The organism is Streptomyces sp. NPDC052114 (assembly GCF_040680155.1).
In the GTDB taxonomy this organism is placed as follows: domain Bacteria; phylum Actinomycetota; class Actinomycetes; order Streptomycetales; family Streptomycetaceae; genus Streptomyces.
The window spans coordinates 439,978-459,684 of sequence record NZ_JBFAWC010000005.1; the positions used below are offsets into that span (position 1 = coordinate 439,978).

Below are 19,707 nucleotides of genomic sequence, written 5' to 3' on the forward strand. Positions count from 1 at the left end.
CGACACGATCGGCCGGGGGCGCCGCCCCCGGTCAGCGAGCGGGCAGCGTACCCCGGGCCGCCGGGGCCGGGGCCTGAGGGGGCACTACAGGGCCGCCGAAGACGAACTCGCGCAGCTTGCGCCAGACGGCGTCGGGGCCCTGCTCGTACAGCGCGAAACCGGTGCAGGGCCACTCGGCCTCGTACTCGGCGAGTTCCTCGTACGCCCGGTCCATGGCCTCTTCGGAGATGCCGTGCGCCACCGTGACATGCGGGTGGTACGGGAACTGCAGCTCACGCGCCACCGGCCCCGACGCGTCCCGCACGCGCTCCTGCAGCCACGAGCAGGCCGAGCCGCCCGCCACGACCTGCACGAAGACGACGGGCGACAGCGGACGGAAGGTGCCCGTCCCCGACAGCCGCATCGGGAAGGGCCGCCCGGCCGCCGCGACCGAGAGGAGATGCGCCTCGACCGCGGGCAGCGCCGACGCCTCCACCTCGGTGGGCGGCAGCAGGGTCACGTGCGTGGGGATGCCGTGCGCCGCGGGGTCCCCGAAGCCCGCACGCCGCTCCTGGAGCAGGCTGCCATGTGGCTCCGGGACCGCGATCGAGACGCCGATCGTTACGGTCCCCACGTCGTACTCCTGTCGTCGTGTCGATGGGCAGGGCGGCGCCGCCCGGTGGGCGGCGCGGATACAGCTGGTGTGCTCAGTGCGGTGACTCAGTGCTTGGCGGGCAGGAAGCCCACCTTGTCGTACGCCTGCGCGAGGGTCTCGGCCGCGACGGCACGCGCCTTCTCCGCGCCCTTGGCCAGGATCGAGTCGAGCGTCTCCGGGTCGTCCAGGTACTCCTGGGTGCGGTTCCGGAACGGGGTCACGAACTCGACCATGACCTCGGCGAGGTCGGTCTTGAGCGCACCGTAGCCCTTGCCGGCGTACTTCTGCTCAAGTTCCGCGATACCGGTGCCCGTGAGCGTGGAGTAGATGCCGAGGAGGTTGCTGACACCCGGCTTCTCCACCGCGTCGTAGCGGATCACCGTGTCGGTGTCGGTGACGGCGCTCTTGACCTTCTTCGCGGTGGCCTTGGGCTCGTCGAGGAGGTTGATCAGGCCCTTCGGCGTGGACGCCGACTTGCTCATCTTGATCGACGGGTCCTGGAGGTCGTAGATCTTCGCCGTCTCCTTGAGGATGTACGGCGACGGCACGGTGAACGTCTCGCCGAAGCGGCCGTTGAAGCGCTCGGCGAGGTCACGGGTGAGCTCGATGTGCTGGCGCTGGTCCTCGCCGACCGGGACCTCGTGGGCCTGATACAGCAGGATGTCCGCGACCTGGAGGATCGGGTACGTGAAGAGGCCGACGGAGGCGCGGTCGGCACCCTGCTTGGCGGACTTGTCCTTGAACTGCGTCATGCGGGAGGCCTCGCCGAAGCCGGTGAGGCAGTTCATGACCCACGCGAGCTGGGCGTGTTCCGGCACATGGCTCTGGACGAAGAGCGTGCAGCGCTCCGGGTCGAGGCCGGCGGCGAGCAGCTGCGCCGCGGCGAGTCGCGTGTTCGCACGCAGGTCCGCGGGGTCCTGCGCGACCGTGATCGCGTGGAGGTCCACGACCATGTAGAAGGCGTCATGGGACTCCTGCAGCGCCACCCACTGGCGCACCGCGCCCAGGTAGTTGCCGAGGTGGAACGAGCCTGCGGTGGGCTGGATTCCGGAGAGCACACGGGGTCGGTCAGAGGCCATGGTCCCCATTCTCTCAGGTGACTCTCATAGCTCGGAAACAGGTGTGTGACGGGTGGGAACCGATCGGGCACGGCCGGTGTATCAAAGGTGTGAGGACACAGGGGGAGGTCCTGGAGGGGGGCCGCGTCGTCGACGAGGGTGCGGTGATCGCCCGCGTGCGCGCCGGGGAGACCGAGGCGTTCGCGGAATTGGTGCGCGCGTTCACCGGCATCGCACTCAGGGCGGCGGTGGCACTCGGCGCGGGATCGGACGCGGAAGACGTGGTGCAGCAGGCCTTCTTCAAGGCGTACTGCTCGCTGGGGCGATTCAGGGACGGTTCGGCGTTCAAGCCGTGGCTGCTCGCGATCGTCGCCAATGAGACGAGGAACACAGTGCGTTCGGCGGCCCGGCAGCGGTCGGTCGTCGGACGGGAGGCGGCGCTCGCCGAAGCCGAGCCGCTGATACCGGAATCGGCGGACCCGGCGGTGGCGGCCCTGGAGCACGAGCGCAAGGCGGCGCTGATGACCGTCCTCGACCAGCTCAGCGAGGGACACCGCCTGGTCGTCACCTACCGCTATCTCCTGGAGATGGACGAGGCGGAGACGGCGCAGGCGCTCGACTGTCCGCGAGGCACCGTGAAGTCACGGCTGAACCGCGCGCTGCAGAAGCTGAGCGGGCTGCTGGTCGCGGAAGGATCGGTGGCGGCGGAGGGAGGTGAGGAGCATGGATGAGCGGCGGCGCGAGGACGGACCGGGCCGGGCCGACGAGGCGGCGCGGCTCCGCGAGGAGCTGCGGGCGCTCGGCCGGTCGATGGATTCAGGAGGCGCGGGGGGCGAGTCGATGGCCGAGCGGGTCCTCGCGCAGATACTCGCGGAGAAGGTGCCGGTGCCGGTGGCCGAGCCGCCCGGCCCCGCGGAGCGGCTGCGCCGGCTGCGGCGCGGGCTTCGGGTGCGGTGGCGGGCGGTGACGGCCGCGCTGTGCGGGCTGTTCACGGTGCTCGCGCTCACCCCTCCCGTGCGCGCGGCGGTCTTCGAGTGGCTCGACTTCGGCGGGGTCGAGGTGCGGTACGACCCCGCGGCGACCCCGTCGGCCGGGCCGGGCGCGCCCGGGTGCGGTGATCCGGTGACGGCGGCCCGGGCCCGGCGCCTGGCCGGGTTCACGCCCGCGGTGCCGAAGGCGCTCGGCGCGCCGGACACGATGTCGGTGACGCGCGAGCCGGGCTCCCGCGCCCTGGTCAGCCTCTGCTGGCGCGAGGCCGGCCGGACGATACGCCTCGACGAGTTCGGGGCGCTCCTCGACCCCGGTTTCGCGAAGACGGTGCCGGTGCAGCCCGAGTGGGTCGAGGTCGGGCGGGAGCCGGGCCTGTGGTTCGCGCGGCCGCACCGGCTCACGCTCCGGCTGATGGACGGCGACGGCGAGCCCTGGCAACGGTCCGAGCGGACGGCGGGGCCGACGCTGCTGTGGGCGCGCGGGCAGGAGCTGACGCTGCGGCTCGAAGGCGTGGCGTCGAAGGAGCGGGCGCTGGAGATCGCGGAATCGGTGCCGCCGGAACCCGCTCCGACCGGTCGGCCCGAATAGGGAACCTGAGCGGCTCGGGCGGTGTACCAGAAGTGAACCGGCGCGGAAGGGCCGCGCCGGCGGGCGGCTGGGGGGATCGGGAATGCGGACGTCAATGGGGCTGTGCGGGTCTGCGGCGGGGCTGGGGACCGCGGCGGCGTTGGTTTTGCTGAGCGCGCCGCAGGCGGTGGCGGGCGGACCGACGAGCGTGCTGCTGGTCGCGCCGGAAAGCACACGGAGCGCGTCGCTGTACTACAACGACGAGAAGTACGACCAGCTGGAGCGCTGGCTGGAGCCCGCAGGATCCGGCACGACGCAGAGCGAGACCCCGCCGGGGCTGAACATCGGCGACGGCAGCCGTCAGATCAACATCACGTGGATGGTCCACGACGTGCGGCCCTGGCGGATCGACCGGGTCTATCCGCCGCTGCCGGCCAAGAAGGGGGCCGATGTCTGGGTGCACAGGTCGACGGACACCAAGAGCCTGAACGGCGACTGGTACCGCGCCAAGGATCCCGAGCGCCTGGCCTCCCTGTTCAAGAAGCTCGGCCTGATGGGCAAGGCGTCCGACCAGGGCACCAGCGGGGTCCCGCCCGAGACCGGGGAGTATCCGCCCCCTGCGGCCTCCGAGGAGAGCGCGGACGAACAGGCGGGCACCGCGGCAGGCGGCGGACCGGGCAGTGCCGGCACGGACTGGTGGTGGGCGATACCGGGCGCCGGGGCCGGCGCGGTCGCCGCGCTGCTGCTGCGGAGGCCGGTGGCCGAGCGCTGGGCGACCGCGGTGGCATGGCGCCGACGTCCCAAGGAGACGGGGCCCCGGCAGGAGTTGCGGGACATCTGACCGACGACCGCTCCCCCGCCGCTGCCCCGCCACGGGGGCGGGACAGCGGCCGGGCGGCTGCGGGTGCGCGGCTCCAGGTGCGCGGCCGCGGTCAGGCCGTCGGCAGGCCCGGGGCCGGGTGGGCGGCCATCAGGTCGGAGACCTCGGACCTGATCTTCGTCAGGGCGTCCTCGTCACCGGTGCGTGCGGCGGCCACACCGCGGTCGATCCAGTCGGCGACGGTCGCCATGTGCTCGGTGCCCAGTCCGCGGGAGGTGAGAGAGGGGGTGCCGATCCGGACGCCCGAGGGGTCGAACGGCTTCCTGGGGTCGAACGGCACGGTGTTGTAGTTGACGACGATCCCGGCCCGGTCGAGGGCCTTCGCGGCGATCTTGCCCGGGACGTCCTTGGGGGTGAGGTCCATCAGGATCAGGTGGTTGTCGGTGCCGCCGGAGACCAGGTCGAAGCCGCGGGCGAGCAGGGCGTCGGCGAGGGCCTTGGCGTTGGCGACGACCGCGTGGGCGTAGTCACGGAAGGAGGTCCGGGACGCCTCGTGGAGGGCGACCGCGATGGCCGCGGTGGTCTGGTTGTGCGGGCCGCCCTGGAGCCCGGGGAAGACGGCCTTGTCGATGGCCTTGGCGTGCTCCTCGCGGGACATGAGCATCGCGCCGCGCGGGCCGCGCAGGGTCTTGTGGGTGGTCGTGGAGATCACGTCGGCGTGCGGCACCGGTGAGGGGTGGGCGCCGCCCGCGATCAGGCCGGCGATGTGCGCGATGTCGGCCACCAGCACGGAGCCGGCCTCGCGGGCGATCTCGGCGAAGGCGGCGAAATCGATGGTGCGAGGAAGGGCGGTGCCACCACAGAAGATCAGTTTGGGGCGTTCCTTGAGGGCGAGATCGCGGACCTCGTCCAGGTCGATGCGGCCGTTCGTCTCGGGGTCCGAGGTCTGGCGCACGCCGTACTGCACACCGCGGAACCACTTGCCGGTGGCGGAGACGCCCCAGCCGTGGGTGAGGTGGCCGCCCATCGGCAGGGCCATGCCCATCACGGTGTCGCCGGGCTCGGCGAAGGCGAGGTAGACGGCGAGGTTGGCCGGGGAGCCGGAGTAGGGCTGGACGTTGGCGTGCTCGACGCCGAAGACGGCCTTGGCGCGGGCGATGGCCAGGCGCTCGACGGGGTCGATGTTCTGCTGGCCCTCGTAGTAGCGGCGGCCGGGGTAGCCCTCGCTGTACTTGTTCTGCAGGACGGTGCCGGAGGCCTCCAGGACCGCGGCGGAGACGTAGTTCTCGCTGGGGATCAGCCGCAGGGTGTCGGCCTGGAGCTGCTCCTCGGCGCCGACGAGGGCGGCGAGTTCGGGGTCCTCGGCGGCGAGGGCGGGATGGTGCCCGGCGGATGAGGAAACGGAAGAGGAAGGAGAGGAAGTGGCAGGGAGAGTCATGGCGTCCTCCGGGGCGAGCGGTGAGTGTCCGGTCGTGGTCCCGGGGTGCCCAGGCGGGCGGCACCTCGAAGGTTCTGCCTCACACGGCTTCCTCGGGGTCCGTTCCCCGTACGCCAGTCGCCGTGCTGTAGGGGTCACCATAGCTGGCACGCCGACACGGCAGGTTTCTTCGTCCGCGATGCGAGCGACGATAGAACATGGGCGCCACATCCGCCCCACGCCGCAGGACGATCGGAGAACCCGTGTCGACTACGTCATCTCCCCGTACGCCCTCGTCATCGTCGTCGACCGCACCGTCGCCGACGACCGAGGAGTTCATCACCTCGGCCGAGGCGCACAGCGCGCACAACTACCATCCGCTGCCCGTCGTGGTCGCCTCGGCCGAGGGGGCGTGGATGACCGACGTCGAGGGGCGTCGCTACCTCGACATGCTCGCCGGGTACTCGGCGCTCAACTTCGGGCACGGGAACCGCCGGCTGATCGACGCCGCCAAGGCGCAGCTGGACCGGGTGACGCTGACCTCGCGGGCCTTCCACCACGACCGGTTCGCCGAGTTCTGTACGCGCCTCGCCGAGCTGTGCGGCAAGGAGATGGTGCTGCCCATGAACACGGGCGCGGAGGCCGTGGAGACGGCCGTGAAGACCGCGCGGAAGTGGGGGTACCGGGTCAAGGGGGTGCCGGACGGGCAGGCGAAGATCGTCGTCGCGGCCGACAACTTCCACGGCCGGACCACGACCATCGTCAGCTTCTCCACGGACGACGAGGCACGGGCGGACTTCGGGCCGTACACGCCCGGCTTCGAGATCGTGCCGTACGGCGATCTGGCGGCGCTGCGGGAAGCGGTCACCGACAACACCGTGGCGGTCCTGATCGAGCCGATCCAGGGTGAGGCCGGGGTGCTGGTGCCGCCGGCCGGATATCTGCCGGGGGTGCGCGAGTTGACCCGGGAGCGCGGGGTGCTCTTCATCGCGGACGAGATCCAGTCGGGGCTCGGCCGGACGGGACGCACGTTCGCGTGTGAGCACGAGGGCGTGGTGCCGGACGTGTATGTGCTGGGCAAGGCGCTCGGGGGCGGGGTCGTGCCGGTGTCGGCGGTGGTGGCCGACGCGGACGTCCTCGGGGTGTTCAAGCCGGGTGAGCACGGGTCGACGTTCGGCGGGAATCCGCTCGCCTGTGCCGTGGGGCTCGAGGTGGTCGCCATGCTGTCGACGGGTGAGTTCCAGCAGCGGGCCACGGAGCTGGGCGAGCATCTGCACGCCGAGCTGGGGCTGCTGACCGGGGCCGGCAAGGTGACGCAGGTGCGGGGGCGCGGGCTGTGGGCGGGCGTGGACATCGCCCCGTCGTACGGCACGGGCCGGGAGATCTCGGAGAAGTTGATGGCGAAGGGGGTGCTGGTCAAGGACACGCACGGGTCGACGATCCGTATCGCTCCCCCGCTGGTGATCAGCAAGGAGGATCTGGACTGGGGGCTCGATCAGCTGAGGGCGGTGCTGAGCTAGCCCCGCGCGCCGGTGTCCGTTTCGGGACGTTCGCCCCTGGCCGGGGCTCTTGTCGCCGCATAGATTTGCTCCTCTTTTGTCCTGATGGGTGAGTTTGTGTGGCGGGGTGGGTTTTCGGTGAGGCTGGGGCTCGGGGTGCGGGCGTGGCATTGGATGGTTCTGGTGGCGGCGGCAGCGGGGCTGTTCGTCGCCTGCCAGGTCGCGTTCGGTGAGGAGGACAAGGCGCCGCGCTATGTGAAGGACGGGACCGTCGATCTCGAACTGACGGTCACGGGGCGGCCGATCCCGGAGACGTTGGCCGTGGCCGAGCAGGTCGTGGCGCGGCTCAAGGAGCGGGATGCCGAGGGGCTTGCGGAGCTGGCGCGGGAGAGCGGCGGGGCCGCGTCGACCGCACGGGACTGGGTGAAGGAATGGGGGGATGCCGCGCAGAAGCCGGTGGTCGTGGACTTCGGCAGCGACCCCATCGACACGTGGTTCGTCGAGTTCCGTTTCAAGGGTGAGGCCAAGCCCTTGTCCATGGAGATGCGGCACAAGGGGGCGGGCCGGGGTGACACGTCCCAGGGGATCGGCGTCGTCATGACCGAGGGGTACTACGACCAGTCCTAGCGTCGCCGGTGCGCCGGGCGGCTCCGGCCGCTCTGGGCGGGTCCGGGTGGGCCCCGGCGGCAGGTCGACGGTCGGGTGGGGTCAGGCGTCGGTGTCCTTCTCGTGGGCGGCTTCGAAGGCGGTGTCGCCGAGGGCGGCGCGGAGTCGGCGGGTGGCCCGGTCGACGTCCGTGCGTTCCGCGGGTGGCAGGGGGGCGCCTTCCGACGCGCGGATGCGGGCGGCGGTGCCGAGGAGACCGGCGGCGTAGGTGTGGTCGTCCGGGTCGGCGGCCAGGGAGTGGGCGCCGGCGAGGCCTTCCAGGGCCAGGGCGACGGCGCGTTCGTCGCCCGTCGTGCGGGCCACGGCCAGGCCCTCGCGGTGGAGGGCCTCGGCGCGGGTCGCGTCGCCGCGCTGTTCGGCGGCGTAGCCGAGCTGGGCCAGGATCAGGGCCGTGCCGGAGTCGACGCCGAAGCGGCGGTTGAAGTCGAGCCACGGCAGCAGGAGTTCCTCGGCGGTGTCCAGGTCGCCGCGGTGGCGGGCGCCGATGGCGAGGCCCGTCTCGGCGAACTGTTGCGCGGGGCGGTGGGACTGCTGGGCGGCCAGGCGGGCGGCGCGTCGGTGGAAGTCGGTGGCGGCGGGGTCGTCGCCGGTGAGGAGGGCGAGTCTGCCGAGGCGGGAGAGGCGGAAGGAGACGTCGGTCCAGAGTTCGAGTTCCTCGGCGCCGCGCATGCCGTCGTGCTGGAGACGGGCGGCGGTGTCGTAGTCGGCGGCGATCTCGGCGAGGACGCCCAGCTGTTCGGAGGACTGCAACTGTCCCCAGCGGTCGCCGAGTTCGGCGAAGAGGGCGGCGCTGCGGGTGGCGTCGCGGCGCAGGGCCGGGAGATCGCCGCGGTAGAGGGCGCGGGTGGCCCGGGTGGAGAGGGCGGCGGCCTCGCCCCAGCGGTCGCCCGCCGCCCGGAACTCCGCGAGCAGCGCGTCGACGCGGGCGGCCTCGCGGGGCGTGTGGTCGAAGCCGCAGCGCGCGAAGGCGAGCAGCCAGCGCGAGCGGGCGTCGGCGGGAGTGGTGGTCGCGCGCTCGCAGGTCCTGCCGTGCGCGCAGCCGTCCTCGCCGGTGAGCAGGGCGAAGGCGGCGTACGCCGAGGCGGCGGCGGTGCGGAGGGAGGAGAGGGAGAGCGAAGGGGGCGGTGGCGGGGACGGGAGTGGGTCCGGGGTCTGAGCGGCGGTCGAGTCGGGGGGCAGGGGCAGGTTCAGGGCTCGGTCCAGGGAGCGCATGGCTTCGCGGAGACGGCCGCGCAGGAACCAGTACCAGGTGAGGGAGTTGACCAGGCGCAGGGCCGTGGGGGCGTCGGCGTCTGTGATGGACCAGTCCAGGGCGGCGCGGAGGTTGACCGTCTCGCGGTCGAGGCGGCGGAGCCAGGTGCGTTGCTCGGGGCCGCGCAGGGCGGTGGCCGCGTGTTCGGCGAGGGCGGCGAAGTGGAGGGCGTGCCGGTGGCGGGTGGTGGCGGTCTCCGCTGCCTCGTCGAGGCGTTCGAGGCTGTAGGCGGTGACGGATTCGAGCATGCGGTAGCGGAGTTCGGGGGTGTCGGCGGTGTCGGCGGTGTCGCCGGTGCCGGGACTCGTCGTCGTGGGGGCGAGGAGGGAGCGGTCGACCAGGCGGGTGATCAGGTCGAGGGCGTCGTCGTCCTCGACGCTGGCCTCGGGGTGGGCCGGGGAGGGCCGTGAGGGCAGGACTGCTTCCGCGCTCTCCAGGGTGAAGCCGCCGCCGAACACCGCGAGGCGGCGGAGGGCGCGTTGTTCGGGGGGCGTCAGGAGTTCCCAGCTCCAGTCGATCATCGCGCGCAGGGTGCGTTGGCGGGCGGGGGCGTCGCGGCGGACCTGGTTCAGGAGGCGGAAGCGGTCGTGCAGACGGTCGGCGAGGGCGTGGACGCCGAGGGCGCGTACGCGGGTGGCGGCGAGTTCGACGGCGAGCGGGATGCCGTCCAGGCGGCGGCAGATGAGGGCGGCGGCCTCGCGGTTGGTGTCGTCCAGGGCGAAGCCGGGGGCGGTGGCCCGGGCGCGGGCGGCGAACAGACGCAGCGCGTCCTCCCCGTCGAGCGGGGCGACGGCCTCCAGGGTCTCGCCGGTCAGCGCGAGGGGTTCCTGGCTGGTGGCGAGGATGCGCAGGTGCGGGGCGTGGCGCAGGAGTTGGGTGGTCAGTTCGGCGACGGGGGCGAGGACGTGTTCGCAGTTGTCGAGGACGAGGAGGAGGCGACGGTCGGCGAGGGCGCGGCCGAGGCGGACGGGACCGGACAGGGGGTCGGCGACGGTGCCGGTGTCGGGGGTGGCTGCGGTGGCGGTGCCCGTGGTGGCGGTCGCGATGGCGGCGCCCGTGGTGGCGGTCGTGGTCGTGGTCGCTTCCCGTGGCGCTTCCGGCTTCTCCTCCCCCGTCCACGCGTCGTCGCGTATGCCGAGGGCCGCCGCCACTGTGGACGTCACCTCGCCGCGGGTGCCCGCGAGTTCGGCGAGCCAGACGCCGTCGGGGAAGTCGGCCGCCAGGCCCGTCGCCGACTCCAGGGCGAGGCGGGTCTTGCCGACGCCGCCGGGGCCGGTGAGCGTGACCAGGCGCCCGGCAGATATCAGGGCCCGGATACGGGTGATGGCCTGTTCGCGTCCGATGAGGCCCGTGACCTGGGCGGGGAGGTTGGTCAGGGAACGCTCGGGCATGGGCTCAGGCACGGGCGTGGGTGCGGGCACAGGCGTGGGCGTAGGTGCGGGCGTGGGCGCGGAGGACGTGGGCACCGGTGCCGACAGCCGCGCGTCCTGGCGGAGCATGGCCTCGTGCAGGGAGGCGAGTTCGGGGCCCGGGTCGATGCCGAGATCCTCGGCGAGGCGCTGGCGCAGGGCGCGGTAGGAGTCCAGGGCCTCGGCCGGGCGGCCGGAGCGGTAGAGGGCGCGCATCTGGGCGGCCCGCAGCCGTTCGCGGAGCGGCTCGCGGGTGACCAGGGCCGCCAACTCGTCGGCGAGTACGGCGTGTTCGCCGAGGTCGAGGCGCAGCTCGGCCAGTGTCTCCTGCGCGGTGAGGCGCTGTTCCTCCAGGCGCGAGGCCGTCGGCCGCGTGAAGTCGGCGTCGCGGAAGTCGGCGTAGGCGGGGCCGCGCCAGAGCGCCAGGGCGTCGGTCAGCAGCGAGACGCGCGTGCGAGGGTCCGCGCCTGCGTGAGGGTCCGCGCCTGCGTGAGGGTTCGCCCCGGCGGCCGCCCCGGTCACCGCCCCCTCCCGCGCCCCCTCTCCGTACGCCCTCGCCGTCAGCGCCTCGAACCGCGTGGCGTCGACGTGTTCGCTCGGGACGCGCAGCTCGTATCCGGCGGGGCCGTACGCCACGAGGGCGCGGCCACCCGGTTCGGCCCGTTCCAGGGTGCGGCGCAGCTGGGAGACCTTCGTCTGGAGGGAGTTGGCGGGCGACGAGGGCAGCCGCGCGCCCCACAGGTCGTCGACCAGGGTGTCCACCGGGACCGGGCGGCCCGCCCGCACGAGGAGCGCGGCGAGCAGCGTGCGCACCTTCGGCTCCGGAGCGGGCACGACCGCCCCGTCCTCCGTGCGCACCGTCAACGGGCCGAGCACCTCGAATCGCATACGCCCACGTTAATCGGCCCTCGCCACCGCCGACGCGGGCCCGCCACGGCATCCCGCACCTGCGCCCGCGCCCTTCCCCCCACCACCAGCTCACACCCCGCTGACGGCCGCCCGTGCGTGAACCGTCAGTGTTCCGTGCGCGCTCCCCGGCACGGTGTTCCCGTGATCGCGACACCGCGGTCACCCGGGAAGCCACACGGCCACCCGGACAACAGCCACCCACAGACCCACCGCCCAAGGAGCCCCCGATGCCCGCCTCCCGCGAAATCCGTCTCGCCGCCCGCCCCTCCGGCGAGCCCACCACCGCCGACTTCGCCCTGGCCACCACCGAGGTGCCCGACCGGCCCGGCGCGGGTCAGGTCCTCGTCCGCAACCTGTGGATGTCGGTCGACCCGTACATGCGGGGCCGCATGGACGACGCCCCCTCGTACATCCCGCCCTTCCAGCTGGACGCCCCGCTCGAAGGCAGCGCGGTGGGCGAGGTCGTCGCCTCGAACGCCCCCGAGGTCCCGGTCGGCGCGACCGTCACGCACTTCCTGGGGTGGCGGGAGTACGCCGTGCTCGACGCCGCCGCCGTGACGGTCGTCGACATCGCGGTCGCGCCCGCCGAGGCCTACCTCGGCCCGCTCGGCGCGACGGGCCTGACCGCGTACGCCGCGCTGACCCGCACCGCTCCGGTGCGCGAGGGCGACGTCGTGTTCGTGTCCGCCGCCGCCGGCGCCGTCGGCAGCGTCGCCGGGCAGATCGCCCGTGAGCTGGGCGCCTCGCGGGTGATCGGCTCGGCGGGCGGCCCGGCGAAGACGAAGAAGCTCCTCGACACCTTCGGCTATGACGCGGCCATCGACTACCGCGCGGGCGGCCTCGCCGAACAGCTCGCGCAGGCCGCGCCCGACGGCGTGGACGTCTACCTCGACTCGGTCGGCGGCGATCACCTCCAGGCCGCGATCGGGGCGATCCGGCCCGGCGGCCGCATCGCGCTGGTCGGCGCCATCAGCACGTACAACTCGACGTCACCCGCGCCAGGTCCCGACAACCTCTTCCAGGCCGCCAAGCAGGAGGCCACCCTGCGCGGCATGCTCGTGACCAGCCACCTCGACCTGTTCCCGGAGTGGATCGGCCGGGCCGCCCCCCTGCTCGCCGACGGCACCCTGCGCACCGAGCAGACCGTCGTGGACGGACTCGACCGGGCGCCGGAGGCCTTCCTCGGGGTGCTGCGCGGGGCGAACACCGGCAAGATGCTGGTCCGTCTGGACACGGGCGCCGCCTCCTGAGCCGCGGCCCCGGCCCCGGAAGGCGGCCTCACAGGATCCGGAAGGCGGCCTCACAGGATGACGTGCGGAATGAACCTCGCGTACTCGTCCGTGATCAGGCCCGACGACTCCCGGATGCCGAGCCCGGCCGCCTCGTCCTCCACGACCCAGGCGCCGAGCACGACCCGGTTGCCGTCGAAGTCGGGCAGCGGCGCCAACTCCTGGTAACAGCAGGCCTCTTCGCGCACGACGGCGGGGGCGCCGGGCTCGTGGACCGTCACGCCCGCGCCCTCGCGGCCGAGCAGGGGCTTGGCGACGTAGCCGCGGGCGCCCTCGGCGGCCAGCTCGCGCGGGCCGTCCAGGTAGGCGGGGAGCAGGTTCGGGTGGCCCGGGTACAGCTCCCACAACACCGCGAGAAGCGCCTTGTTGGACAGGAGCATCTTCCAGGCGGGCTCGATCCACAGGGTCGAGCCCGTGCCGCCGCCGTTGTCGAGGGTGTCCAGGACGTGCGGCGCGAAGCGGTCCGTGGTCAGCCACTCCCACGGGTAGAGCTTGAAGCAACTCCGCATGAAGCGGAGCTTCTTGTCGACGAAGCGGTGCGAGAGGCGGTCCCAGCCGATGTCCTCCATGGAGATGGACTCCGTGGCGAGGCCCGCCTGGTCGGCCGTCTCGCGCAGGTAGGCGACCGTCATCAGGTCCTCGCCGAGCTCGTCGGCTGCGGAGTGCGCGAAGTACACCGGGCCGCCGGGCGGCAGCAGCGGGGCCTGCTTCTTCCAGGCGTCGACGAGACGCTCGTGCAGGGAGTTCCACTGGTCGGCGCCGGGGAAGCGCTCCTCCATCCAGAACCACTGGGGGCTCGCGGCCTCGACCAGGGAGGTGGGGGTGTCGGCGTTGTACTCCAGCATCTTGGCGGGGCCGCCGGAGCCGTCGTACCGCAGGTCGAACCGGCCGTAGAGGGAGGGCAGTTCGGCGCGTCGGCGCCAGGCCTCCGTCACGGCGCCGGCCACCCGCGGATCCGTGATGCCGAGGTCGGCCAGCCGGTCGTGCTCGACGATGTGCGCGGCGGCGGCCAGGCACATGGCGTGCAGTTCCTCGACGACCTCCTCCAGCGCCTCGACCTCGGGGAGCGAGAAGACGTAGTACGCGCTCTCGTCCCAGTAGGGGCGCAGGGTGTCGTCGGGGTAGCGGGTGAGCGGGTAGATCAGGCCCTGGTCCTCGACGGTCTGCTGCCAGCCGGGACGGGGGTCGATGGTGCGGCGTTCCATGGCGTACGTGTCTTCCGTGTCCGGGCCCGCTCAGCCGCCGCCGCTGCCGCTGCCCGAGCAGCCGAAGCCGTCGCGGTCGACGGCCTCGCTGCGGCTGAAGGTGCCGTAGTCGGCGCGCGTCCCGTCGACGTCGGCGTCGTAGTACCAGGCGGGGTCGGTACGGCCCGACGACTTGCCGGTGCCGCTTCCCGTACCGGTACCCGTACCGCTGCCCGTGCCGTACGAGCCGGAGCCCGTCTTGCGCCCCTTGCCCGTCGACGAAGAACCCGAGGAGCCCGACGCCCCCGCGTTGCAGCGCTGGTCGCCGATGATCTTGTACCCGCGGAGGGCGTCGTAGCTGTCCCGGTCCACGCAGCGCCGGTCCGGGTCCGAGCCGCAGGAGGTCAGGGCCGCGGCGAGCACGCCCATGCCGCCGAGCACGACCGTGCTGGAGCGCAGCCTCCGTGGTTGCTTCTGTGCCATGTCTTCGCCGTCCCCCGTTGGCGCGCGTCGTACGCGATGCGTCGCGCGCGCGTTGTCGTACGCGATGCGTCGTGCGTGTGCGGTCGTACGCGGCAGGGCGTACGACGTCGGCGCTCAGCGTAGGGAAGCCCCCGCACGCCGTGCCACCCGGCTCCACCGGATGTCCCTTGGGTCTCCTTTGACTCCCCTTCCTCTACAGTCACTTCGTGTCTCTTGGGATGATTTGCGCTCTCGGCTCAGCGGTCTGCTTCGGCACGGCCTCGGTTCTCCAGGCGGTCGCGGCGCGCGCGACCGCGCCGGGCACCGGCTCCGGTGTCGACCCGGCGCTGCTGCTGCGCGCCCTGCGCCAGTGGCGCTACCTCGCGGGCCTCGCCCTCGACGGGCTCGGCTTCCTGCTCCAGATCGTGGCGCTGCGCTCCATCCCGATCTACGCCGTGGGCGCGGCCCTCGCCGCGAGCCTCGCCGTCACCGCGGTGGTCGCCGCACGGCTCCTGCGGGTGCGGCTCAGCGGCGTCGAGTGGGGCGCCGTCGGGGTCGTCTGCGCGGGGCTCGCGATGCTGGGGCTCGCGTCCGGGGACGAGGGGGACCACGGCGGTTCGACGGCCCTGCGGTACGTGATGCTGGGCGTCGCCGTGGCCGTGCTGCTGCTCGGCGCGTTGGCGGGGCGGCTGCCTGACCGGGGGCGGGCGCTCGCGCTCGGGCTCGGGGCAGGGTGCGGATTCGGGGTGGTCGAGGTGGCGGTGCGGCTCGTCGACGACGTCTCGCCGGGGGCGCTGGTCACCAATCCGGCGGTGTACGCGCTGCTGGTGGGCGGGGGTGCGGCGTTCCTGCTGCTGACGTCCGCACTCCAGCGGGGGTCGGTGACGGCCGCCACCGCGGGGATGGTGATCGGCGAGACGATCGGGCCCGCGCTGGTGGGGGTCGTGTGGCTGGGTGACCGGACGCGGGAGGGGCTGGGCTGGCTGGCCGTCCTCGGGTTCGCGGTCGCCGTCGCGGGGGCGCTGGCGCTGGCACGGTTCGGGGAGGCGCCGGCGGACGAGAGCCCGGTGGACCAGGGCGCGCACGCCCAGGGAAACGCCCAGGGCGACGCCTGAGGCAACACCCAGGACAACCCCCAAAGCAACACCGGGGCGACGCCCAAAGCAACACCCGGGCCAACGCCCAAAGCAACACCTAGGGCAACACCCTGCACAACGCGTCCAGCGCCCCCGCCCACCCGTGCTCCGCCGGCGTCCCGTACCCCACCACCAGCGCGTCCTGCTGTCGTACCTTGGCGAGGGGGTGGCGGAAGCGGGCGAGGCCCTGGACCGCAAGGCGTTCCCAGTTGGCCGCCTGGACCACCGACTGCTCGGTGCCCGGCGGGAGTTCGAGGACCGCGTGCAGGCCCGCCGCGATGCCGGTGGCGCGGACGTCGGGGGCGCGCGCCGCCAGCGCCTCGACGAGCTGGTCCCTGCGGCGCCGGTAGCGCAGCCGGGCGCCGCGCACATGCCGGTCGTACGCACCCGACGTGAGGAACTCCGCGAGGGTCAGCTGGTCCATGGCGCCGCAGGACCAGTGCGCGTCGCCCTTCTCGCCGAGGACGTCGTCGAGCAGGCCCGACGGCACCACCATCCAGCCCAGCCGCAGGGCGGGGGCGAGGGACTTGCTGGCGGTGCCGAGGTAGACCACGCGCTCGGGGTCGAGGCCCTGGAGGGCGCCGACGGCCTGGCGGTCGTAACGGAACTCGCCGTCGTAGTCGTCCTCCAGGATCAGCCCGCCCTCGCGCCGCGCCCAGTCGACGGCCGCCGCGCGCCGGTCGGGGTGCAGCGGCATGCCCATCGGGAACTGGTGGGCCGGGGTGAGCAGGACCGCTTTCGACGCGCCGCGCGCGCCGCCGGCACGGCCCAACCCGTCGACGGACGTGCCCAGTTCGTCGAAGCCGAGGGGCGCCGTCCGCAGACCCTCGCGGTGCAGGAGGTTCCAGTGGATGTCCAGGCCGTACGACTCCACGGCCACGTCCCGCAGCCCGCGCCGCCGCAGCACCCGGCCGAGCAGGGAGAGCGCCTGCACGAATCCGGCGGTGATCACGATGCGGTCGGGCTCCGCGTACACGCCGCGAGCCCGCGCGAGATACCCGGCCAGCGCCTCGCGCAGCTCGATGCGGCCGCGCGGCCCGGCGTACCCGAACGCGTCGTTGGGGGCCGCGGCGACGGCCCGGCGGGCGGCCTTGAGCCACTCCGCGCGCGGGAAGGACGACAGGTCGGGAGTGCCGGGCTTCAGGTCGTACGTCGGCGCCCCGGCCCGCCTGCGCACCGGCGCGGTCCGCACCGGCGGCCCCGCCGCACTCCCCCGGGCCCCCGGCTTGGCGTGCGCGGGCGAGACCCGCTCGGCCACGCGCGTGCCCGAGCCCTGGCGCGCGGTGAGCCAGCCCTCGGCGACCAGGTCGGCGTACGCGTCGGCGACCGTGTTCCGGGCGATGCCGAGGTCGACGGCGAGGCTGCGGGAGGACGGCAGACGGGTGCCGGGGGCCAGCCGGCCGCCGCGCACCGCCTCCCGCAGGGCGTCCGTCAGGCCTCTGCGGACGCCGGTGCGGGGGCCGCCGCCGCCCGTTTCCAGGTGGAGGTCGACGCCCAGAGTGGCCCAAGGATCTCCCATGGAAATGGACCATACCCGTGGGCTACCCCAGCCGTAGGGTCATTGTCATGACGACGAACGAGACCCCCGCCGCGACAGGCGCGACAGGCGCGACAGGCGCGACAGGCGCGACAGGCGCGACAGGCGCGACAGGCGCGACCGGCACCACGAAGGAATACGTCCACGAGCACACGCCCCGCCTCGCCTGGGCCCAGCACGCTCCCGAGGTCTTCAAGGCCATGATCAAGCTCGACACGGCCGCCCGTAAGGGCCTCGACCCGGTGATCTTCGAGCTCGTGAAGATCCGCGCCTCGCAGATCAACCACTGCGCGCTCTGCCTCGACATGCACACCAAGGACGCGCTCGCGGCCGGCGAGAGCGTCGAGCGGATCATCCAGCTCAGCGCGTGGGAGGAGTCGCAGCACTTCTACACGGCCAAGGAGGTCGCCGCGATCGAGCTGACCGAGGCGATCACCGTCCTCACCGACGGCTTCGTGCCCGACGAGGTCTACGAGAAGGCCGCCCGGCACTTCGACGAGGCGGAGCTCACCCAGCTCATCGCCGCGATCACCGTCATCAACGCGTGGAACCGCTTCGGCGTCTCCACCCGCCAGGTCCCGGGCCACTACAAGCCGGGTGACCTCAAGTGAGCCCTCGTACCACGTACTTGGACCAGGGCGTCGCCGCGGCGATGGGCACGCTGAGCGCCGCCGCCAAGCGGGGGCTCGGCGATCCCGTCCTCGCCGAGCTGGTGATGATCCGGGCCTCGCAGATCAACGCGTGCGCGTTCTGCCTCGACATGCACGTCGACATCGCCCTGGAGAAGGGCGAGAGCCCCAAGCGGATCGCGCTGCTCGACGCCTGGGAGGAGGCCGGGGAGCTCTTCGACGCGCGCGAGCGGGCGGCCCTGGCGCTGACCGAGGCGGTCACGGTCCTCACGGACGGCTTCGTGCCGGACGAGGTCCACGCGACGGCCTCGAAGCACTTCGACGACGCCGAACTCGCCCATCTCATCGGCCTGATCGCCGTCATCAACAGCTGGAACCGGCTCATGGTGAGCCGTCGCATCGAGCCGGGCGGGCCCGCGTGGTGAGCGCCGCCGCCACGCTGCGCGCCCTGCACCACGACCGGGCGCCCGGCGATCCGCTGGTCCTGCCGGGGCCCTGGGACGCGGCGAGCGCCCGGGTGTTCGAGGAGGCGGGCAGCCCCGCGCTCGCCACGCCCAGCGCGGGCATCGCGCTCTCGCTCGGGTACGAGGACGGGCAGGTGCCGCCCAAGGAGATGTTCGCGGCGGTCGCGCGGATCAGCCGGGCCGTGTCCGTGCCGGTCACGATGGACGCGGAGACCGGGTACGGGCTCGGGGCGAAGGAGCTGGTGGACCGCGTCCTCGACGCGGGGGCCGTCGGCTGCAACCTGGAGGACTCGTACGGCGGGAAGGGGACGACGGGGGTCCTCCGGGACGCGCGGGAGCAGGCGGACTGGCTCGCGGAGGTGCGGGAGGCCGCGGGGGAGCGGCTCGTCATCAACGCGCGCATCGACACGTTCCTTCGGGGTGCCGTCGCGGTGGATTCCGCCCTGGAGCGGGCGGAGCTCTACCGCTCGGCGGGCGCCGACTGCGTGTATCCGATCCTCGCGCCCGTCCCCTTGATCCCCGCATTGCGGGAGGGGATCGAGGGACCCCTGAATGTGCTGGCCAGGGGGGACGGGCCCGCTCCCGGGGAACTGGGGGAACTCGGGGCCACTCGGGTCACCTTCGGGCCCGGGCTCCTGCACCGGAGCATGGCCGCCTTGCGGACCATCGCCGATGGGCTGACGTAGACGTGGAGATGCCGGGTGCCCCATGGACCGGCACCCGGCACCGGTGGTCGTGCCCACCCATGGGTCGTGCCCACCCGTTCCGCACGGCTGAACGGGTGGGCACGACGGAAGCCGGCCCTACTTGGGAAGCCACGCCTTCCACTTCGACGGGTTCTTGTCGATCCACGCCTTCGCCGCGTCCTGCGGCGACATCTTCTTGTCGGCGATCATGAGGGAGACCTCGTTCTGGTCCTCCTCCGACCACGTGAAGTTCTTCAGGAACTGAGCGGCCTCGCCGCCGTTCTTCGCGAAGTCCGCGTTGAAGTACTTCTGGAGGGGCGTGTGCGGGTAGGCGCACTTGATCTTGGCGGGGTCGGCGTCGCAGCCCTCCTTGTACTCGGGCAGCTTCACCTCCGTCATCGGCACCTTCTCGAAGAGCCACTGCGGCTTGTACCAGTAGGTCAGGAACGGCTTCTGCTGCTTGGCGAACTGCTCGATCTGGGTGATCTGCGCCGCCTCGGAGCCCGCGAAGACGACCTTGTAGTCCAGGTCGAGGTTCTTCACGAGGGCCTTGTCGTTCGTGACGTACGACGGGGAGCCGTCCATGAGCTGGCCCTTGTCGCCGCTCTCCGCCGTACGGAACTGGTCCGCGTACTTGTTGAGGTTCTTCCAGTCCGTGACGTCCGGGTGCTTCTTGGCGAAGTACGTCGGGACATACCAGCCGATGTGGCCGGTCACGCCGACGTCGCCGCCGGGGACGATCGTCTTCTTGTCCTTGATGTAGCGCTGTTCCTGCTCGGGGTGGCCCCAGTCCTCCATGATCGCGTCGACGCGACCCTGGCTGAGGGCGTCCCAGGCGGGGACCTCGTCGATCTGGACCTTGTCGACGCGGTAGCCCAGCTCGTGGTCGAGCAGGTACTCGGCGACGGCGACGTCCGCCTGCGCGCCGACCCAGGACTGGACCGAGAGGGTCACCGTCTTGGCGCCGGCGGCGTTCGCGTACGGGGACGCCTGCTTGGTCATGTCGGCCTTGCCGCACCCGCTCAGCGCGAGCAGGGCTCCGGCCGCGATCACGGCGCTCAGTGCGCGCGTACGTCCGCGCATGTCACGTACTCGCATG

18 protein-coding genes and 1 riboswitch are annotated in these 19,707 nt (G+C 72.8%); of the genes, 10 read left to right on the plus strand and 8 right to left on the minus strand.

The window, feature by feature from the left end; all coding sequences use genetic code 11:
• Window positions 1-31 precede the first annotated feature (31 nt).
• Window positions 32-613, minus strand: coding sequence for a 2'-5' RNA ligase family protein (locus AB0L89_RS14295; protein ID WP_365139611.1), 582 nt, complete (start codon window positions 611-613; stop codon window positions 32-34).
• An 86-nt stretch (window positions 614-699) separates the two neighbouring features.
• The gene (gene trpS / locus AB0L89_RS14300) at window positions 700-1,713 is read right to left on the minus strand and encodes a tryptophan--tRNA ligase (protein WP_365139614.1); all 1,014 of its coding nucleotides are present in this window, start codon (window positions 1,711-1,713) and stop codon (window positions 700-702) included.
• 89 nt (window positions 1,714-1,802) lie between these two features.
• Between trpS and AB0L89_RS14305 the strand changes: the two genes are divergently transcribed.
• The 3 genes from AB0L89_RS14305 to AB0L89_RS14315 all read left to right on the plus strand — a co-directional run bounded on the left by AB0L89_RS14305 (window position 1,803) and on the right by AB0L89_RS14315 (window position 4,090).
• Window positions 1,803-2,423, plus strand: coding sequence for a sigma-70 family RNA polymerase sigma factor (locus tag AB0L89_RS14305; RefSeq protein ID WP_365139617.1), 621 nt, complete (start codon window positions 1,803-1,805; stop codon window positions 2,421-2,423).
• Window positions 2,416-3,270 carry a hypothetical protein gene (locus AB0L89_RS14310; RefSeq protein ID WP_365139620.1) on the plus strand — a complete coding sequence of 285 codons (855 nt, stop codon included), beginning with the start codon at window positions 2,416-2,418 and terminating at the stop codon, window positions 3,268-3,270. The genes AB0L89_RS14305 and AB0L89_RS14310 overlap by 8 nt, the downstream gene beginning before the upstream one ends.
• A gap of 139 nt (window positions 3,271-3,409) precedes the next feature.
• The gene (locus AB0L89_RS14315; RefSeq protein ID WP_365139623.1) at window positions 3,410-4,090 is read left to right on the plus strand and encodes a hypothetical protein; all 681 of its coding nucleotides are present in this window, start codon (window positions 3,410-3,412) and stop codon (window positions 4,088-4,090) included.
• Window positions 4,091-4,181: 91 nt separating this feature from the next.
• Here the strand turns inward: AB0L89_RS14315 and glyA are convergent, their stop codons facing one another.
• Window positions 4,182-5,507: a serine hydroxymethyltransferase gene (glyA, locus tag AB0L89_RS14320; protein WP_365139626.1), complete on the minus strand. Its 1,326-nt coding sequence runs from the start codon at window positions 5,505-5,507 to the stop codon at window positions 4,182-4,184.
• Between the two features lie 40 nt (window positions 5,508-5,547).
• Window positions 5,548-5,638, minus strand: a riboswitch (ZMP/ZTP riboswitch).
• Between the two features lie 111 nt (window positions 5,639-5,749).
• Between glyA and rocD the strand changes: the two genes are divergently transcribed.
• Window positions 5,750-7,006 carry an ornithine--oxo-acid transaminase gene (gene rocD / locus AB0L89_RS14325; protein WP_365139629.1) on the plus strand — a complete coding sequence of 419 codons (1,257 nt, stop codon included), beginning with the start codon at window positions 5,750-5,752 and terminating at the stop codon, window positions 7,004-7,006.
• Window positions 7,007-7,168: 162 nt separating this feature from the next.
• On the plus strand, window positions 7,169-7,612 hold the full coding sequence (locus tag AB0L89_RS14330) for a hypothetical protein (RefSeq protein WP_365139632.1): 444 nt from the start codon (window positions 7,169-7,171) through the stop codon (window positions 7,610-7,612).
• Window positions 7,613-7,693: 81 nt separating this feature from the next.
• Here the strand turns inward: AB0L89_RS14330 and AB0L89_RS14335 are convergent, their stop codons facing one another.
• Window positions 7,694-11,200: a BTAD domain-containing putative transcriptional regulator gene (locus AB0L89_RS14335; RefSeq protein ID WP_365139635.1), complete on the minus strand. Its 3,507-nt coding sequence runs from the start codon at window positions 11,198-11,200 to the stop codon at window positions 7,694-7,696.
• Window positions 11,201-11,448: 248 nt separating this feature from the next.
• On the opposite strand from AB0L89_RS14335, the gene AB0L89_RS14340 reads away from it, so the two are divergent.
• On the plus strand, window positions 11,449-12,471 hold the full coding sequence (locus AB0L89_RS14340) for an NADP-dependent oxidoreductase (RefSeq protein WP_365139638.1): 1,023 nt from the start codon (window positions 11,449-11,451) through the stop codon (window positions 12,469-12,471).
• A 50-nt stretch (window positions 12,472-12,521) separates the two neighbouring features.
• Here AB0L89_RS14340 and AB0L89_RS14345 read toward each other — a convergent pair whose 3' ends face one another.
• Both AB0L89_RS14345 and AB0L89_RS14350 read right to left on the minus strand, forming a co-directional pair.
• Entirely contained in the window at window positions 12,522-13,715 is a 1,194-nt protein-coding gene (locus AB0L89_RS14345; RefSeq protein ID WP_365139641.1) for a glutathionylspermidine synthase family protein, read from the minus strand.
• A gap of 30 nt (window positions 13,716-13,745) precedes the next feature.
• Complete coding sequence (locus tag AB0L89_RS14350) at window positions 13,746-14,177, minus strand: hypothetical protein (RefSeq protein ID WP_365139644.1); 432 nt, start codon at window positions 14,175-14,177, stop codon at window positions 13,746-13,748.
• Between the two features lie 218 nt (window positions 14,178-14,395).
• Between AB0L89_RS14350 and AB0L89_RS14355 the strand changes: the two genes are divergently transcribed.
• Window positions 14,396-15,271, plus strand: coding sequence for a hypothetical protein (locus tag AB0L89_RS14355; protein ID WP_365139860.1), 876 nt, complete (start codon window positions 14,396-14,398; stop codon window positions 15,269-15,271).
• Between the two features lie 79 nt (window positions 15,272-15,350).
• Here the strand turns inward: AB0L89_RS14355 and AB0L89_RS14360 are convergent, their stop codons facing one another.
• Window positions 15,351-16,811 carry a PLP-dependent aminotransferase family protein gene (locus AB0L89_RS14360; RefSeq protein ID WP_365139647.1) on the minus strand — a complete coding sequence of 487 codons (1,461 nt, stop codon included), beginning with the start codon at window positions 16,809-16,811 and terminating at the stop codon, window positions 15,351-15,353.
• 47 nt (window positions 16,812-16,858) lie between these two features.
• Between AB0L89_RS14360 and AB0L89_RS14365 the strand changes: the two genes are divergently transcribed.
• From AB0L89_RS14365 to AB0L89_RS14375, 3 genes are read left to right on the plus strand one after another with little or no spacing between them, the layout of a single operon-like run.
• Window positions 16,859-17,440, plus strand: coding sequence for a carboxymuconolactone decarboxylase family protein (locus AB0L89_RS14365; protein WP_365139650.1), 582 nt, complete (start codon window positions 16,859-16,861; stop codon window positions 17,438-17,440).
• Window positions 17,437-17,883 (plus strand): carboxymuconolactone decarboxylase family protein, encoded by a 447-nt coding sequence (locus tag AB0L89_RS14370; RefSeq protein ID WP_365139653.1) that lies wholly within the window; start codon window positions 17,437-17,439, stop codon window positions 17,881-17,883. The genes AB0L89_RS14365 and AB0L89_RS14370 overlap by 4 nt, the downstream gene beginning before the upstream one ends.
• Window positions 17,880-18,608 carry an isocitrate lyase/phosphoenolpyruvate mutase family protein gene (locus AB0L89_RS14375; RefSeq protein ID WP_365139863.1) on the plus strand — a complete coding sequence of 243 codons (729 nt, stop codon included), beginning with the start codon at window positions 17,880-17,882 and terminating at the stop codon, window positions 18,606-18,608. The genes AB0L89_RS14370 and AB0L89_RS14375 overlap by 4 nt, the downstream gene beginning before the upstream one ends.
• 117 nt (window positions 18,609-18,725) lie before the next feature.
• Here AB0L89_RS14375 and AB0L89_RS14380 read toward each other — a convergent pair whose 3' ends face one another.
• Window positions 18,726-19,706: a glycine betaine ABC transporter substrate-binding protein gene (locus AB0L89_RS14380; RefSeq protein ID WP_365139656.1), complete on the minus strand. Its 981-nt coding sequence runs from the start codon at window positions 19,704-19,706 to the stop codon at window positions 18,726-18,728.
• Between the last annotated feature and the right edge of the window lies 1 nt (window position 19,707).

Excerpts from the sequence above, each read along its gene's own strand:
- trpS (WP_365139614.1), bottom strand. The coding sequence starts at position 1,713 with ATGGCCTCTGACCGACCCCGTGTGCTCTCCGGAATCCAGCCCACCGCA.
- AB0L89_RS14310 (WP_365139620.1), top strand. The coding sequence starts at position 2,416 with ATGGATGAGCGGCGGCGCGAGGACGGACCGGGCCGGGCCGACGAGGCG.
- glyA (WP_365139626.1), bottom strand. The coding sequence starts at position 5,507 with ATGACTCTCCCTGCCACTTCCTCTCCTTCCTCTTCCGTTTCCTCATCC.
- AB0L89_RS14335 (WP_365139635.1), bottom strand. The coding sequence starts at position 11,200 with ATGCGATTCGAGGTGCTCGGCCCGTTGACGGTGCGCACGGAGGACGGG.
- AB0L89_RS14340 (WP_365139638.1), top strand. The coding sequence starts at position 11,449 with ATGCCCGCCTCCCGCGAAATCCGTCTCGCCGCCCGCCCCTCCGGCGAG.
- AB0L89_RS14345 (WP_365139641.1), bottom strand. The coding sequence starts at position 13,715 with ATGGAACGCCGCACCATCGACCCCCGTCCCGGCTGGCAGCAGACCGTC.
- AB0L89_RS14350 (WP_365139644.1), bottom strand. The coding sequence starts at position 14,177 with ATGGCACAGAAGCAACCACGGAGGCTGCGCTCCAGCACGGTCGTGCTC.
- AB0L89_RS14355 (WP_365139860.1), top strand. The coding sequence starts at position 14,396 with ATGATTTGCGCTCTCGGCTCAGCGGTCTGCTTCGGCACGGCCTCGGTT.
- AB0L89_RS14360 (WP_365139647.1), bottom strand. The coding sequence starts at position 16,811 with ATGGGAGATCCTTGGGCCACTCTGGGCGTCGACCTCCACCTGGAAACG.
- AB0L89_RS14365 (WP_365139650.1), top strand. The coding sequence starts at position 16,859 with ATGACGACGAACGAGACCCCCGCCGCGACAGGCGCGACAGGCGCGACA.
- AB0L89_RS14380 (WP_365139656.1), bottom strand. The coding sequence starts at position 19,706 with ATGCGAGTACGTGACATGCGCGGACGTACGCGCGCACTGAGCGCCGTG.